11 protein-coding genes are annotated in these 15,674 nt (G+C 72.3%); 9 read left to right on the forward strand and 2 right to left on the reverse strand.

Annotation, left to right across the window (positions count from 1 at the left end):
* Nucleotides 1–34 precede the first annotated feature (34 nt).
* The 4 genes from ABZS42_RS17605 to ABZS42_RS17620 are packed head-to-tail and all read left to right on the forward strand — an operon-like array spanning nt 35 to nt 4,740.
* Complete coding sequence (locus ABZS42_RS17605) at nt 35–994, forward strand: glycosyltransferase (RefSeq protein ID WP_355146413.1); 960 nt, start codon at nt 35–37, stop codon at nt 992–994.
* Nucleotides 994–2,058, forward strand: a complete 1,065-nt coding sequence (locus tag ABZS42_RS17610; protein ID WP_355146415.1) for a glycosyltransferase — start codon at nt 994–996, stop codon at nt 2,056–2,058. Before ABZS42_RS17605 ends, ABZS42_RS17610 begins: the two co-directional genes overlap by 1 nt.
* Entirely contained in the window at nt 2,055–3,431 is a 1,377-nt protein-coding gene (locus tag ABZS42_RS17615) for an oligosaccharide flippase family protein (RefSeq protein WP_355146417.1), read from the forward strand. The genes ABZS42_RS17610 and ABZS42_RS17615 overlap by 4 nt, the downstream gene beginning before the upstream one ends.
* 1 nt (nt 3,432) lies before the next feature.
* Nucleotides 3,433–4,740 carry an O-antigen ligase family protein gene (locus ABZS42_RS17620; RefSeq protein WP_355146419.1) on the forward strand — a complete coding sequence of 436 codons (1,308 nt, stop codon included), beginning with the start codon at nt 3,433–3,435 and terminating at the stop codon, nt 4,738–4,740.
* 39 nt (nt 4,741–4,779) lie between these two features.
* Here the strand turns inward: ABZS42_RS17620 and ABZS42_RS17625 are convergent, their stop codons facing one another.
* The gene (locus tag ABZS42_RS17625; protein ID WP_355146421.1) at nt 4,780–6,963 is read right to left on the reverse strand and encodes a sialate O-acetylesterase; all 2,184 of its coding nucleotides are present in this window, start codon (nt 6,961–6,963) and stop codon (nt 4,780–4,782) included.
* A gap of 192 nt (nt 6,964–7,155) precedes the next feature.
* Here ABZS42_RS17625 and ABZS42_RS17630 point away from each other — a divergent pair, with 192 nt between their 5' ends.
* Nucleotides 7,156–8,136, forward strand: a complete 981-nt coding sequence (locus ABZS42_RS17630; protein ID WP_355146423.1) for an acyltransferase — start codon at nt 7,156–7,158, stop codon at nt 8,134–8,136.
* A gap of 58 nt (nt 8,137–8,194) precedes the next feature.
* Here the strand turns inward: ABZS42_RS17630 and ABZS42_RS17635 are convergent, their stop codons facing one another.
* Complete coding sequence (locus ABZS42_RS17635; RefSeq protein WP_355146425.1) at nt 8,195–10,030, reverse strand: trypsin-like peptidase domain-containing protein; 1,836 nt, start codon at nt 10,028–10,030, stop codon at nt 8,195–8,197.
* 180 nt (nt 10,031–10,210) lie between these two features.
* Here ABZS42_RS17635 and ABZS42_RS17640 point away from each other — a divergent pair, with 180 nt between their 5' ends.
* The 4 genes from ABZS42_RS17640 (at nt 10,211) to ABZS42_RS17655 (ending at nt 15,674) form a co-directional block, all read left to right on the forward strand.
* Entirely contained in the window at nt 10,211–11,062 is an 852-nt protein-coding gene (locus ABZS42_RS17640; protein ID WP_355146427.1) for a MurR/RpiR family transcriptional regulator, read from the forward strand.
* Between the two features lie 13 nt (nt 11,063–11,075).
* Nucleotides 11,076–12,761 (forward strand): urocanate hydratase, encoded by a 1,686-nt coding sequence (gene hutU / locus ABZS42_RS17645; RefSeq protein ID WP_355146429.1) that lies wholly within the window; start codon nt 11,076–11,078, stop codon nt 12,759–12,761.
* The gene (locus ABZS42_RS17650) at nt 12,758–13,969 is read left to right on the forward strand and encodes an allantoate amidohydrolase (RefSeq protein ID WP_355146431.1); all 1,212 of its coding nucleotides are present in this window, start codon (nt 12,758–12,760) and stop codon (nt 13,967–13,969) included. Before hutU ends, ABZS42_RS17650 begins: the two co-directional genes overlap by 4 nt.
* A 346-nt stretch (nt 13,970–14,315) precedes the next feature.
* A complete protein-coding gene (locus ABZS42_RS17655) occupies nt 14,316–15,674 on the forward strand; it encodes a formimidoylglutamate deiminase (protein WP_355146433.1) in 1,359 nt (452 codons plus the stop codon).

Raw genomic sequence — 15,674 nt, forward strand, 5'->3', positions numbered from 1 at the left:
CACCTCGTGGCCCCAGAACTGCATGGAGATTGAGATGCCGGATGTTTCGGTCGTCATCCCGACGACCGGCCGAAGCAGCCTCGCGGAAGCCGTCCTGTCCGCCCGTGCCCAGGAAGGCGTGTCCGTACACATCGTGGTCGTGTGCGACCTCGCCGACGTGCCGCCGTCCGTGGCGGAACTCCGGGGGCACATCGACGAGATCGTCTGCACCGGTGGCGGTCGCCGGGGCTCGTACGCACGGAACCTGGGGGTCGCCCGCGCGGCGCCGGGCAGCCACGTGGCGTTCCTCGACGACGACGACGCCTGGTTGTCCACGAAGCTGAAGGTTCAGGTGCCCGCGCTGGAGCGGCTGGCCGCAGCCGGTTGGCTCCCGGTCGTCTCCTCTCGCGTCCTGCAACGCAAGGACGGAGCGGCGCCGCTGCCGACCGCCACGCCCGTCGCTCTCATCTCCGAGGGCGCCTACCCGGAGGACTACCTGTTCCGCCGGCGACGCCTCGGGGTGGGCCGGCAGTCCCTGCCAACGTCGACACTGCTCACCACGCACGAGCTCGCCACCCGCTGCCCGTGGGACGAGACTCTGCCCCGCCATCAGGACTGGGACTGGCTGGTCCGGGTCGCGCGCATCCCGTCCGTGCGGATCCTGCAGGTGGAGGAGGCCACCGCGATCTACACCGTGGGCAGCCCCGGCTCCATCTCGGCCAGCGCGGACTGGCGGACGTCGTGGGATTGGGCGCGGCGGTGGGAGGGAGTCTGGTCCCCGGAGACCTTCTCCGACTTCATCGCCGCCCAGACACTGCGTTACGCCCTCCAAGCGCGCGACAGGGCGGGGATCCGGGAGATGGTGCGTGCCATCCGGCGGAACACGTCCCCGTCCGCCCGCAACGCGGTGCTGGCCGCACTCGGGCTCGTACCCCGAGCCACCCTGGAGCGCATCGCCATGCGAAAGTCGCGTGTCACCTCCGATGCTGCCCCTCTCCTGGACTCGGCCCCCTGATGCGTCTGCACTTCGTACTGCCCCAGCTCGAACCGTTCTACGGAATGGAGCGCGCCGCAGCGCTGCTCATGCGGGGCCTCCAGGCACGTGGTGTGGAGGTCTCGGCGACCGTCCTGTCGCGCGAGGTTCCGGCCGGTCTCGACGACCTGGCGATCGACTCCCTCGGGCTCGGGTCCCGGATCACACGGCTGATGGAGGCGGTCCCGCCGCTGCGACGGCGGTTGCAGGCCCTTCCGGCTGACAGCACGATCGTCGCCAGCGGGCTTTGGGGAAGCGTTCCGGTCGGCGCCGCGTTGACCGGGTCCGGCCGAAGCTTCGTCGCCTGGGAGCACTCGTTGCTGCCGGAGCGGATGCGCATCGACCGACGAGTACGCACGCTGGCCCGGATCGCTCGGCTGCAGCCGCTACGGCCACGGCTGGTGGTAGCGGTGTCGGACGGCGTGGCGCAGACCGTCCGCGCTCTCGTGCCGGGGCAGCCGGTCGTGACCATCACGAATCCGATGCCGCCCAGCTCGTTCGTCGCACCGCGCGACGTCTTCGACCCCGAGCGGATCCGGCTGCTGACCACCGCCGCCTTCCGCCCGTACAAGAACCACGCCTGCGCGCTGTCCGCGCTCGCGCTGCTGCCGCCGCGCTACCACCTGACCTTGGCCGGCGACGGCCAGCAACGGCAGATGCTGGAGGCGATGGCGCGCGACCTGGGCCTGACCGGGCGTACGACCTTCCTCGGCCGGGTCCCCGGGGTCGGCGCCCTGCTGGCCGAATCCGACCTGCTCGTGCACCCGTCCCGCGCGGAGACGTTCGGGTTCAGCCTCGTGGAGGCGGCCGAGGCCGGTCTTCCCGTCGCGGCTCTGCCCGTACCGGCGCTGGACGAGCTGATCCCCACGCACGTGCCCGGCGCCCTGGCCGCGGACACCACGGCCGCTGCCCTGGCTGACACGGTGCTGCGGATGACGGGCCCGCAACGGCCCACCCGGTGTGACTTCGAGAAGGCCTGGCAGGCGCGCACCGAGATGCTGGATCCGGCCGAGGTGAGCCGTCAGTGGGTGGAGGCGCTGACATGACCCTCGCTTCCGGCACCGACGACACGGCATCCGCTCCGATCGCCGACGTCAACGGCAGGCGCCGCGTCCTGCGCCGGTTGCGCTCCGGCGGGCACGACGGTTTCCTGCAGAAGTCGGGGAAGTTCTTCACCGGAACCCTGCTGCGCACCGCCGCTCAGGGGGTCCTCTTCGTCCTCCTGGCCCGCGAGATGTCGATCGACACGTACGGGCTGTTCGTCGGCGTGACCGCCCTGGTCGCGGTGGTGTCACCGTTCGCGTCGGCGGGCGCACCGAGCCTGATCTTCCAGAACCACGCCGACGCGCCGGGTGAGTGGGCCCGGCATCTCGTCCGTGGCCTGCTCCTGTCGCTGATCTTCGGCACAGCGGCGACGGCGCTGGTCGGGCTGGCGGCAGTCGTGATCTGGGGCGCCGAGGTGAGCCTCCTGGACGTGTTCGGCCTCGCCGTCGCGGACCTGGTCGCCTGGCGGCTCATCGAGGCGGTGGCGGCGTCGGTCCAGGCTCGGGGCCGGATCTTCCTCGCGTCGATCGTGCCCGCGCTGCTGCACCTCGGCCGGCTGGCCGGCGCCGCGGCACTCGCGCTCACGCCCGGGACGATCACCATCCGTGAGTGGGCGGTGACCTCCACCGTGACCTCCGCGATCATCTGTCTGTTCCTGGTCTGGTACGGCCTGCGCGACGCGGGCCGGGTCCCGCTGGACCTCCGTGGCTCGCTCGCGCAATCACGGTCCGGAATGCTCTTCGCCGTCGGCCTCTCGGCGCAGACCGTGTACAACGACATCGACAAGGTGATGTTGTCGCGCCTCAGCACCACGGAGAACGCGGCCATCTACGCGGCCGCCTACCGGGTCATCGACTTCGCCTACACGCCGATCCGCTCCATGGCTGCGGTCGCCTACCCGCGGTTCTTCGAGACGGGACGGGACGGCCCCCGGGCGGCGCTGCGATACGCCCGCACGCTGATGCCGCGGTACCTGCTGATCAGCGTGCCGACCGCCGTCCTGCTCGTCGCCTTCGCGTGGGCCATGCCCCTGGTCTTCGGGCCCGAGTACGACGCCGCCACCCCTGCCCTCCAGGGCCTGAGCGCGCTCGTCGTGCTGAAGACGATCCACTATCTCGCCGCGGACACCCTCTCCGGCAGCCGGCTGCAGGCCCTCCGGACGGTCTGCCAGATCATCGTCGGCGTCGTCAACGCGGCCCTCAACATCTGGCTCATCCCACGCTACGGCTGGCAGGGGGCGATCGTGTCGAGCCTGCTCTGCGACGCGCTGCTCGCGGTGCTGCTGTGGGGCTGCGTCGTCGCCGCGCTGCGCCGCGACCCGCAGACCGAGGCCGTCCCGTCGTCGCCACCGGCGCTGCACAAAGAAAGGGCATGAGGTGCGCATCCTCTTCAGCATCCTGCTCACCGCGAGCGGTCTCGCGGTGGCCGCCTGGTTGGCGTTCACCAGGCGGCGGGTCGCCGCGGCGTTCGGCGGTAGCGGGACCGCGATCGCGCTGGTCGCGTTCGCGGTGCTCACCAACGCCGCCCCGGCCCTCGCCGGGGACCGCAGCTCGGCGCTCATCGGCGTACTGGTGCTCTGTCTGCTCGGCTGGCTGGTCCTGACCGGTCGCCGTAGCGTACGCGGCCCCGCCGACGTCTGGCGCCGGATGTCGCTGATCGCAGCGGGCGCGCTGCTCGCCTGGTGTTTCGCCGTGGACGTCCTCTCCGGCACCGGGCTCTACGGTTCGAGGCTGGTGGCGTACGCGGCGTCCGGGCTGTTGCTGCTCGCCGTGCTGCTGATGTCGCGGGACATCGCGCTGGACATGCGGGCGATGACCTGGACCGGGCTCGCCGTCCTCGCGGTCATGACGATCCCCGCCCTGTTCTCCGGTGACGCGGCGTGGCGGGCGTGCACCGCCGGCAAGCTGGAAAAGTGCTCCCTGGCTGGTGGCCTGTTCAAGAGCTTCTACGACTCCGAGAACTACATCGCGCTGCTGGCGTCGTTCACGCTGGTCGCCAGCCTCTGCGTGCTGCGCCGGGCGGAGCTGGTGGCGGCCGCCTCGTTCTGCCTTCTGATCGTCGTCGCTACCGGCTCCCGGACCAGCTATCTGGCCATCGCGGCGGTGGGCGCCTGGCTGCTCGGCAGCTTCCTGCTCGAACGGTGGCGGCGGTTCGTCCGGATCCACCTCGCGCTCAGCGCCGCCTTGGCGATCGCCGCGGCCGGTTTCGCGAGCTACCTGATGTGGAGCGCATCCAAGACGACCCTCAGCAACCGGGGCAACATCTGGATCGCCGCCCGCGAGTACATCGAGGGACGCACGGCCACCGGCGTCGGCGTCTCCAAGTGGTACCTCCTGCGGGACATCGGCGAAGCCCCGACCCACTTCTTCCACTCGGGCTACGTGCTGGCCATCTTCTCGGGCGGTCTGGTGGCGCTCGTGATCTGGTGTCTCTGGGCAACCAGCCTGCTGCACGGCAAGGTCCTCGACGGGCGTGCCTTCACCGCCAAGGCACCGGTCGTGCTGCTCATCGTCTACTCGTTCACGGAGGTCGTGTGGAACCCGCTCTCCGTCGACGGGCTGTCGTGGATCCTCGTCGTACTGATGCTGACCGTCACGTCGTCCTCGGCGTCCGCGGTCGAGCCGACGGCGGGAACTCCGACGGGCGACCAGCCGAGCGGACGGTGGGCCGCACTGCGACGCTGACGGGAGCGCGCGCCGCCGGTCGGACCGGCGGCGCCCGCTCTACCTCGAAGCTTTACCGATCGGCAGGCGGTTGAACGCCAGCAGGCCGGCACCGGTGGCGTTGGCGATCCACGGCCCGGCACCGGAGTGGCCCCGGTAACTGACCCCGGTCGCCCCGGCCGCCGAGCCGGACAGGTGCAGCACCAACTGCCCGCCGGCGCGGTACTGCACGTCGGTGACGGTGACGGTGGAACCGTCGATCCGGAAATCGGCGCCGACGCCCGGATCGACCGTCAACGGATCGTCGGCGCGCAGCTGGATGACCAGCTCCGTACGCGCCGTGTCGGCGAATGCCGCCGACTGCGGGTTCGGGGGAAGCACCCCGTCGCTCGGGCCGGCGTACAGATCGCGCGCCACCACCGCGAAGGTGTGGTCGCCCAGCTCCCGGTAGCCCTGCTCCCAGGCGAAATGGCAGCCCTGGTGCCCGGAGAGCCCGGTGGTCGACAGCACCGTCACGCCCGAGGTGTCGCCGAGGCGGCGCTGGGCCTCCCGCAGTGCGGTCTTGCTGCTGTCGCCGCACGGCGAGGTGCGCACCTGGAACACGTAGTAGCGACTGCCACCCGCGACCTCGCGCCCGATCTCGCGGCGCCAGTCGGCGAGCAGCGCGCCGAATCCGGTCAGGTGCGCGGAGACGTTGTTGTCATCCGACTCACCCTGGTACCAGAAGACCCCGCGCACCTGTCCGATGACCTCGGCGCCGATCAGCCGTTGCCGTAGCCGTCCGTAGTTGGTCTCGAGGTCGCCGGGATCCGCGTCGTTGCGCTGGAAGAACCAGATCGATCTGCCGTTGTCGCCGCCGTTGAAGACGGCCACCGGTACGCGGTACGTGTCGACGATCCGATGGGCCATCCGTATCCCCCACTGACCGACCGACCCCGGCTGCCTGATCGCCTCGCTGACCCCGTAGTGCCAACTCCGATCCGCGGCGGAGATGCCCGGCTGCGGGGTGCTGGAGCCGTAACTGCGGATGAACAGTGACTCCTCGCCTGCCGAGGAGCCCTGGTGCGGCGCCGATACCGCGTTGGACTGGCCCTGGATGACGTAGACGTCCCCCGCGACAACGCCTTCCCACAGGCCGACCCGGCGCTCCAGGCCCTCACCGACGGCGCGCAGCTCGAACCGGTACTCCCGGAGAGCGGCCGTGATCCGACGTTCGAACGAGAACTTACCCCCGGTCGTCACCTGGGCCCGGTCCTCCCAGCGGTCCTGACCGCTGGTCACCTGAAGACGAACCTCCTTGACCCGGGAGTCACGCACCTTGCCGGCAACGGTGACCGTGGCTCCGTTCGCCGCGTCCCTCGGGTACAACTGCCGGTCCTGCGGGTGCCGCTCGACGTCGACAAGGGAGGAGCGGGCGTAGACCGTCAGCCGGCGCTGGGTCCAGGAGCCGGCGTTGCCGGCGAACGTCCAGTCGGTGTTGCCGCCCGGCGCCGGGCCGATGCCTACCGAGAGCGGGCCGCCCGCGGAGGTGAACCCGTTGATGGCGAAGACGGTCTGCGGGGCGTACGTCGACGGGCGGTCGGAGCCGACCAGATGCACCTGGAATGAGCCGTAGCGCAGGGCCGGCAGGACGTCGTCGTCGGCGTCGAAGGTGTCGGCGGAGGCCCCGGAAATCTGGCCGGAGCTGTCGGGGCCGTACGAGTTGGGCCACATCTCCAGGTACCCGGACAGCCCGGCACCCGTCTGCAGGCCGGCGACGTTGGACGCCACTTCCAGATCATCGACGCGTTGCCGGACGAGCTGCCCCTCGCGGGTCGGCAGACCGAGCCGGCCCGCGTCCTCGGTGAAGGGTTCCATGGCCGACCAGACCCACTGCGAACCACCGGGTCCCTCGAGTTCGAGGCAGTACCCGACCCGGTCGAACGCTCCGGCCGCCGCGATACGGCTTCGGTCGAATGTGTAAGGCGGTGTCCGACCGAGCCAGTTGGCGCGTTCGGGCAGGTTCAGTTCGGCCAGCGGGGTGAACTCGCTCAGCGAATCGACGTTCGCCGCGCAGGACGTGCCGTCCACCGGGATCGGCCGTTGCGTCGCAGCGGTCGCCGTCGCCCGCGGCGACGCCGCGTCCTCGGCGGCCCACGCGGCCGCGGCGATGAAGGCCACGAGCACGCCGAGGGCGCCGAGCGCAACCCAGACCAACCGTGCGGTACGCCGGCGGCGCATCACGGTCGAGAACGGATCGGACACCCTTGGACCTCCGCGGCCGAGGCTTTTCGTCGCCGCAAGATTATGCGATCGCCCGTCTTCGCGGTCGCCGACCAGCGCGTCGACGGGTCTCGGACGGCAGCCGAGCAACTCCTCGGGCAGCTCATCGAGTCGGCGCGAGGCCGACCGGGGCGGGGCCGAACGAGGATCACCCCGTCTGCGATGATGCGCGCCATGGCCGCTACGAGCACCACGGCGCCGGTCGCCATCCGGTCCGCCGGCATCGATCTGCTGCGTGTCGTCGGTATCACCGCTGTGGTGATCGGCCATGTCCGCAGCGACGACGTCACCCGGGCGGCCGTGTACACCTGGCACGTGCCGGTCTTCTTCGTCCTCACGGGCTATCTGTGGAAGCCCGGGCGTCCACTGCGTGTGGAGTGGCAACGGCGGTGGCCGACGCTCGGGGTGCCGTACCTGACCTGGTTCCTGCTGCTGATCGCGATGCTGCTCGCCGCCGACGCGGTGACCGGGCGGGTGGCATCGGGCACCTTCGTCGACGCTCTCTACGGCGGCAGCGCGGCCATGCGTCCGTTCTCCGCCTTCTGGTTCGTCTCGGTTCTCTTCCTGCTCGCGATCGCGTACCGGTTGCTGGAGCGGTTGCCGGTCGCGGTCGCGTGGGGGATGGCACTGGCCGGGCTCGCGGTCGCCTACGTGTCGCCGGAGGCGGTGACGGCAGGGCCCCTCGGGGTGTTCCTCGTACCCGCGTGTCTGGTGTTCGTACTGGCCGGGCGGCTGCTCCGCCAGGTGCGGCCACGGTTGTCGGCCGGGTCGGGCGCCCTGCTACTCGTGCTCGGCGCAGCCCTGGTCGTCTCCGGTCTGAGCACACCGCTCGACATGAAGGCCGGCGATTTCGGGCGTCCCGGGCTGGGCGTGCTGACCGCCGTCCTGATCAGCGCCGGCCTCATCCTGCTGGCCGAGGCGCTCGACGGTCGTCTCCGGCAACGAGCGTCCGCCGTGATCGGCGCGCTGTCCGCGTGCGGCATCGCCGTGGTGCTCAGTCACGCCGCCGTCCTGTGGGTCCTGGGCACGCCGGCCCAGGGTGGCCTCTTCGACTTCGCGGCCGCTCTGCTGCTGCCGTGGGGGTTCGCGCTGCTGGCTCTGCGCACGCCGTTCGCGCCGTACCTCATCGGGGCGCCACGGACGCGCGGCCGGTAGGTCCGCCGGGACCGCACACGGCACCCGCCCGGGCGGGTGCCGCCCCGGACCGGAACGGTCAGACCCAGGCGCCTCGGCGGCGACGGACGATGAGCACCACCAGGATGGCGAGGCCGATCACCGCGACCGCGCCGGAGGCGGCGAGCAGTGGCACCGCCCATCCAGGACGGTTCGACCGGCCGGCCCCCGAACCACCGCTGTCGACAGCGGCCTGCCGGTACGCCTGCGCCAGGGCGTTGGCGGGCGACGTGGCGCTGCTTTGTTCGAAGCGGTCGATGGCGGTGCCGAGGTCGCCCTTGAAGTAGGCCTCGAGTCCGCTGCGGTAGAGACGGTCGGCCTCTCCCAGGCTGTTGTTGACCCCGGTCGCGCTCAGAAGTCCCACCATCGTGGACACCGGCACCACGACCCGGTTGGCCCGGTCGGGGCGCAGGATGTCGTTGTCGAGCATGCCGATGACTCGCCCCTCGGCGTCCATGGCGATGCCGCCGCGCGAGTAGACGCCGATGTCCTCCTTGATCCGGTAGATGGGGCCGGTCGGCTGATTGCCCACCGAGGTGACCGTGACCGGCTTGGAGACCACGGTGTAGGTGGCGTCCCGGAAGTTGGTGTCGCTGGTGCTGTAACCCATGACGACGAACGGGGTTCCCTCGGCGATCGTGGCCGCGGTGTTCACCTCGGCCACGGGGAGGTTCTCCTGCGCGAGCTTCACCACCGCGAGGTTGCCCTCTTCCAGAGGCAGCGCCTTGACCACCGTGGCGTCGATCGCCGGGGCCGCCGTCGTGCTGCCCTTGGCCACGTTGAGCTGGCCGTACACCTTGACCTCGGGTGGCGAGGACGGGGCCTCACCGGTGAAGGCCGTCGTCTTCATCCGGGAGCGGGTGAAGGAGTCGACGTCAGCGGGCTTGAGCGCGCCTTCACTGACGAGAGCGTTCGCGAGGGCGGAGAGCGCACCGGAGAGCATGATGTCGGGCGTCGGCTGTACGCACTGGCCGTTGGTCAGCACGTGCCCGTCGTGATTGACCACGAAGCCCGTGCATCGACGGTTGAACGTGACCGGCTGCTGCCGCAGCAGGCTGTTGCCCTGCTTGTTGCGGACGTAGCCGGTCAGGATGACCTCCACGAAGACCATTGAGGGTGCGGCTGTCGCGAGAGCCCGCTCCTCCGGGCTGTGCAGCATCGCCTCGGCCCACGGCTTCAGGCCGGGTGCCGCCGGGCTGCCGCTCGGTTCAGGCGTCGCACGGGTCGACCCGCTGGGGCCGCTGGTCGAGACCGCCCAGACTCCGACGCCGCTACCGAGCACGGCCACCAGGATCAGCGCGATGACGGCCACGAGCAACCCGATCGGCTGCTTGGGCCGCTCCGACGGCTGGATTCGCCGTCCGGGAGCGCTGAACGGGTCCTGCGGTGGTGCGCTGGCGGTCAGCGGCGCGGGCGACTGGGCCTCGACGGCGGGCTGCGTGGTCGCCGGCTGCCCGGAGACCGGCGCCGGGTGCGCCGCCCAGGCGAGCTGCGAGGTGTGCGCCGCCGGCTCGGGCGCACCAGAGACCGGCGTCGGCGGGCCGCTGACCTGCTGCGGTATGCCGGAGACCGGCGGGGCCGAGGTGGGTGGGGCGGAAACCGGCGGTGCGGACGTGGGAACGGGCGTGTAGTCCACACCGAGGGCCCGGAACAGCATCTCGGCGCTGGAGCCGGCGGCGGCAGGGTAGGCCACCCAGGGCGCGGCGGCCGAGAAGTCGGCGTACGTGTAGGTGAAATCCTCGGAGATCTCGCCGAGCGACTCCGCGGCCGCGACGAACGCCTCTCGCCACCCGGGCGTCTCCGCGACGGCGGCGTCGAGCACCGCCACGGTGACGAGCCGGCCGTGCTCATCGGTCGCGGCCCATGCCTTTCCCACCGGAGACCCGCCGAGCGCGTGAGTGAACCTGTATAGGCCTTCCGGCTGCATGCGTGCTCCTCCGTTGTACCGCCGTGCGGATAATACCGATCGCCGCTCAGCGCGACCTGGCCCGATCGGCCGACGGCGGCGAGCTGGCGAGGCTTGCTTCGTGAAAGTTTTCATGCATAGAGTCACGGCGTGAATGAGGGAGCTGTCGCCGTACCCACCGAGCGGGTGCTCGACCTGTTCCACGGGGTCCGGCTCACCCCCACCCAACGCCGGATCGCGCACTGCCTGGTGCAGCACGCCCCGGCTGTGGCGTACCTCTCCGCCGCCGAGGTGGCCGAGCTGGCCGGGGTCAGCCAACCCTCGGTCACCCGGTTCGCCGTCGCGCTCGGGCACGACGGCTACCCCGCGCTGCGGCGCCGGCTGCGCGAGCTGACCGCCGGCGGGCCGGACGGCCGCGCCGACGCCGGCAACGAGCTCCAGCAGGCCGTACGCGCCGAAATCGGCAACCTGGACCGGCTCGCCGGGGAACTCGCCGACCGGGACCGGATCGCCGTCACCGGGCAGCTGCTCGCCGCCAGCCGGCCGCTCCCGGTCCTGGGCCTGCGCGCCGCCGCGCCGCTGGCCGCGTACTTCGCCTACTTCGCCGCGAAGGTGCACCCGGACGTACGGGTGCTCGACGACGGCGGCAGCCTGCTCACCGACCGCCTGGAGCAGGCCGCCGCAGCGGGGGCGAGCGCCCTGCTCGCCTTCGTGCTCCCCCGCTATCCCCGCGAGACCCTCGACGCGCTGCGCGAGGCCCGCGACGCCGGGCTCACCGTCGTGGCCATCACCGACTCGCCGGTCAGCCCGGCCGCCGACCACGCCGACGTGCTGCTGCCCGCCGCCGTCGGCGCCGACCTCGTCTTCGACCTGCACACCGCGCCGATGGCCCTGGCCATGGTGCTGCTCCAGGCGATCTGCGACGCCACGCCGGCCGACACCCAGCGTCGGCTGGAGGCGTTCGAGGCGTCCGCCGCCCGCCGACAGTTGTTCCTCGACTGAGAGAGGACTCAAGATGTCCCACCCCGTCCGCGCCGCCCGTGGCGCCGAACGCACCGCCCGTGGCTGGCCGCAGGAGGCCGCGCTGCGGATGCTGATGAACAACCTGGACCCGGAGGTCGCCGAGCGCCCCGAGGACCTGGTGGTCTACGGCGGCACCGGCAAGGCCGCCCGGGACTGGCCGTCGTACCACGCGCTGGTGCGTACGCTCACCGACCTGCGCGACGACGAGACGATGCTGGTCCAGTCCGGACGCCCGGTGGGCGTGCTGCGTACGCACGAATGGGCGCCGCGGGTGCTGCTCGCCAACTCGAACCTCGTCGGCGACTGGGCGAACTGGCCAGAGTTCCGCCGGCTGGAGCAGCTCGGCCTCACCATGTACGGGCAGATGACGGCCGGCTCGTGGATCTACATCGGCACGCAGGGCATCCTGCAAGGCACGTACGAGACGTTCGCGGCGGTCGCGGCCAAGCTCGCCGGCGCCCGCGGCGACGGGCAGCAGCCGAGCGGCGGCTCGCTCGCCGGCACGTTGACGCTGACCGCCGGCTGCGGCGGGATGGGCGGCGCGCAGCCGCTCGCGGTCACCATGAACGGTGGCGTCTGCCTGATCGTGGACGTGGACCGGTCCCGCCTGGAGCGGCGGGTGCGCGACCGCTACCTGGACGAGATCGCCGACTCGCTGGACGACGCGGTGGAGCGGGCGCTCGCCGCGAAGCGTGAGCGCAAGGCCCTCTCGATCGGCGTGGTGGGCAACGCCGCCGTCGTCTTCCCCGAGCTGCTGGTCAAGGGCGTCGAGATCGACATCGTCACCGACCAGACCAGCGCGCACGACCCGCTGTCGTACCTGCCGGTGGGGGTGGAACTGGCCGACGCCCGGGACTACGCGGCGGCGAAGCCGGCCGAGTTCACCGACCGGGCGCGGGCGTCGATGGCCCGGCATGTGGCGGCGATGGTCGGCTTCCTCGACGCCGGCGCGGAGGTCTTCGACTACGGCAACTCGATCCGGGGCGAGGCGAAGCTCGCCGGCTACGAGCGGGCCTTCGACTTCCCCGGCTTCGTACCGGCCTACATCCGGCCGCTGTTCTGCGAGGGCAAGGGCCCGTTCCGCTGGGCGGCCCTCTCCGGCGACCCGGCCGACATCGCCGCCACCGACCGGGCCATCCTCGAACTGTTCCCCGAGAACGAGTCCCTCGCGCGGTGGATCCGGATGGCCGGTGAGCGGGTGGCGTTCCAGGGCCTGCCGGCGCGCATCTGCTGGCTCGGCTACGGCGAGCGGGACAAGGCGGGTGTCCGGTTCAACGAGATGGTGGCCTCGGGGGAGCTCTCCGCCCCGGTGGTGATCGGCCGCGACCACCTGGACGCCGGGAGCGTGGCCAGCCCCTACCGGGAGACGGAGGCGATGGCCGACGGCTCCGACGCGATCGCCGACTGGCCACTGCTGAACGCCCTGGTCAACACGGCGAGCGGGGCGTCCTGGGTGTCCATCCACCACGGCGGCGGGGTGGGCATGGGTCGCTCCATCCACGCCGGCCAGGTGTGCGTGGCCGACGGCAGCCCGCTGGCGGGTCAGAAGATCGAGCGGGTGCTCACCAACGACCCCGCGATGGGGGTGATCCGGCACGTGGACGCCGGCTACGACAACGCCCGCGAGGTGGCCGAGCGCACCGGTGTCCGGGTCCCCATGGCGGAGGGCGCCGAGTGAACGCGAGGCCCCTGACCGACCTCACCGCACGGTTCCGGAAGCTCTGGGACGAGATCGCGCCGATCGGCCGGGACGCCGGCAGTGGCGGCTACCTCCGGTACGCGCTGACCGAACCCGAACTGCTGCTGCGCGGCTGGTTCCGGGACCAGGCCGAGCAGCGTGGCATGCCGATCCGCGAGGACGGCAACGGCAACCTCTTCGCCTGGTGGGGTGACCCGGACGCGGGCGACGCCGTGCTGACCGGCAGCCACTTCGACTCGGTGCCGCACGGCGGGGCGTACGACGGCCCGCTCGGCATCGTGAGTGCGTTCCTCGCCGTCGACGAGCTGCGGGAGTCGGGTGTCAAACCGGCCCGACCGATGGCGGTCGGCGCGTTCGTGGAGGAGGAGGGGGCGCGCTTCGGCGTACCGTGCCTGGGGTCGCGGCTGCTCACCGGGGCGCTGCCGGCGGAGCGCGCCGCGGCGCTGCGGGACGCCGACGGGGTGAGCTTCGCCGAGGCGTTGGGCCATGCGCCGGCGGGTGCCCACCCGGAGCTGCTCGGTCGGTTCCGGTCCTTCGTGGAGCTGCACGTCGAGCAGGGCAAGGCGCTGGCCGACACCGTCGCGCCGGTGGCGGTGGCCAGCGCGATCTGGCCGCACGGCCGCTGGCGTTTCGACTTCCGCGGCGAGGGCAACCACGCCGGCACCACTCGGATGGCCGACCGCCGCGACCCGATGCTGACGTACGCGTTCACGGTGCTCGCCGCCAACAAGGAGGCGCGGCTGCGTGGCGCGCACGCCACCGTCGGCCGGGTGTCGGTGGAACCGAACGCCACCAACGCGATCCCGTCCCGGGTGACCGGCTGGCTGGACGCCCGGGCGGCGGAGCCGGAGATCCTGACCGGCCTGGTGGAGGCCGTGCACGACAAGGCGGTGGAGCGGGCCCGGCGCGACGGCACCGGGGTCACGCTGACCGAGGAGTCGGCCACCCCGCTGGTCGCCTTCGACGGCGGGCTGGCCGACCGGTTGGCCGCCCTGCTGGACGCGCCGGTGCTGCCGACCGGGGCCGGCCACGACGCCGGTGTGCTCGCCGGGCATCTGCCGACCGCCATGCTCTTCGTCCGCAACCCCACCGGGGTGTCACACTCCCCCGCCGAGTCCGCCACCGACGCCGACTGCGCCGCGGGCGTGGCCGCGCTCGCCCGGGTGCTGACGGAGCTGACGTGCTGACCGCCGGCACGCCTCGGCGCGCGACGCTCGCCTGGGCGCGGTACCTCTGCGCGGGCCCTTTGGACCTGATGTCGCAGACGATTCGGCGTCGGTCCGGTGGCCCTGGCGACGCCCGAGACCGACCACTACCGGCTGGCACGCTCCGCGGGCAGGAGGACCACCGGGCCGGGGGATCACCAGCGGATGAGGCGCACGACCCGTTCGAGGTGGGCCGCGACCGCGCGGCGGCGCACCCGCCCCGGCACACGGTCCGCCGCCGCCCGCGTTGCGCGCGGCGGCGCGCGGCGCGGTGCCGTCAGGATCGGGTGATGTCACAGACGATTCAGCTCGAAAGGGGGCGCAAGGCATGACCGCCACCCGCTGGCTGGCCGAGTACGCCTGGCTGCCCGAACACGCCGAGCCGATCGCCGACGTGCTGATCGAGGCGGAGGACGGCCGCTTCACGGCGGTGACGCCGTTGACCCGCGGCGGTACGCCCACCGCCGGGGTCGAGGTGCTCACCGACGCGGTACGGCTGCCCGGACTGACCCTGCCCGGACTGGCCAACGCGCATTCGCACGCCTTCCATCGGGCGCTACGCGGGCGTACGCAGGGTGGACGCGGCGACTTCTGGACCTGGCGGGACCAGATGTACGCCCTCACCGTCCGCCTCGACCCGGACTCGTACCTGGCGCTGGCCCGGGCCACCTTCGCGGAGATGGCGCTGGCCGGGATCACCGCCGTGGGCGAGTTCCACTACCTGCACCACGGTCCGAACGGCACCCGGTACGACGACCCGAACGCGATGAGCGCGGCGCTGGTCGAGGCGGCCGCCCAGGCCGGCGTCCGGATCACCCTGCTGGACACCTGCTACCTGACCGCGTCGGTGGACGGACAGCCGCTGACCGGGCCGCAGCTGCGCTTCGGTGACGGCGACGCCGTGCGCTGGGGCGAGCGGGCAGCCGCGTTCACCCCGACGGGCGGGCACGCCCGGGTCGGCGCGGCGGTGCACTCGGTGCGGGCCGTACCGGCCGAGCAGCTCGGCACGGTGGCCCGCTGGGCGCGCGAGCGGGACGCCCCGCTGCACGTACATCTGTCGGAACAGCCGGCGGAGAACGACGCCTGCCGGGCGGTGCACGGCAGCACGCCGACGCGGCTGCTCGCCGACCGGGAGGTGCTCGGCCCGGCCACCACCGCCGTGCACGCCACCCACCCGACGAGCGCCGACCTGGGCCTGCTCGCGGAGAGCCGGACCGGTGTCTGCCTCTGCCCCACCACCGAGCGGGACCTGGCGGACGGCATCGGGCCGGCCCGCCGGATGGCCGATGCCGGCATACCGCTCAGCCTGGGCAGCGACAGCCACGCGGTGATCGACCTCTTCGAGGAGGCGCGTGCCGTGGAGTTGGACGAGCGGCTGCGTACCCGCCGCCGAGGCCACTTCGTCGCGGCCGACCTGGTGACCGCGGCGACCTCCGCCGGGCATGCCGCGCTGGGCTGGACCGACGCCGGCCGGATCGCCGTCGGGGCCCGCGCCGACCTGGTCACGGTCCGGCTGGACAGCGTCCGCACCGCCGGGGTGCCGGCGGTCGGCGCGTTCTTCGCGGCCACCGCAACGGACGTCACCACAGTGGTGGTGGACGGGCGGACGGTCGTCGCCGACGGCCGGCATCGCCGCGTCGACGTGCCCACCGAGCTGGGTAGGGCCATCGCGGAGGTGACCTCGTGA

It is taken from the genome of Micromonospora sp. NPDC005367 (assembly GCF_040606825.1).
GTDB lineage: Bacteria > Actinomycetota > Actinomycetes > Mycobacteriales > Micromonosporaceae > Micromonospora.

What these genes read in the sequence shown, in the direction of transcription:
- ABZS42_RS17630 (WP_355146423.1), top strand. Translation starts at nt 7,156, where the DNA reads ATGGCCGCTACGAGCACCACGGCGCCGGTCGCCATCCGGTCCGCCGGC.
- ABZS42_RS17655 (WP_355146433.1), top strand. Translation starts at nt 14,316, where the DNA reads ATGACCGCCACCCGCTGGCTGGCCGAGTACGCCTGGCTGCCCGAACAC.
- ABZS42_RS17610 (WP_355146415.1), top strand. Translation starts at nt 994, where the DNA reads ATGCGTCTGCACTTCGTACTGCCCCAGCTCGAACCGTTCTACGGAATG.
- ABZS42_RS17615 (WP_355146417.1), top strand. Translation starts at nt 2,055, where the DNA reads ATGACCCTCGCTTCCGGCACCGACGACACGGCATCCGCTCCGATCGCC.
- hutU (WP_355146429.1), top strand. Translation starts at nt 11,076, where the DNA reads ATGTCCCACCCCGTCCGCGCCGCCCGTGGCGCCGAACGCACCGCCCGT.
- ABZS42_RS17605 (WP_355146413.1), top strand. Translation starts at nt 35, where the DNA reads ATGCCGGATGTTTCGGTCGTCATCCCGACGACCGGCCGAAGCAGCCTC.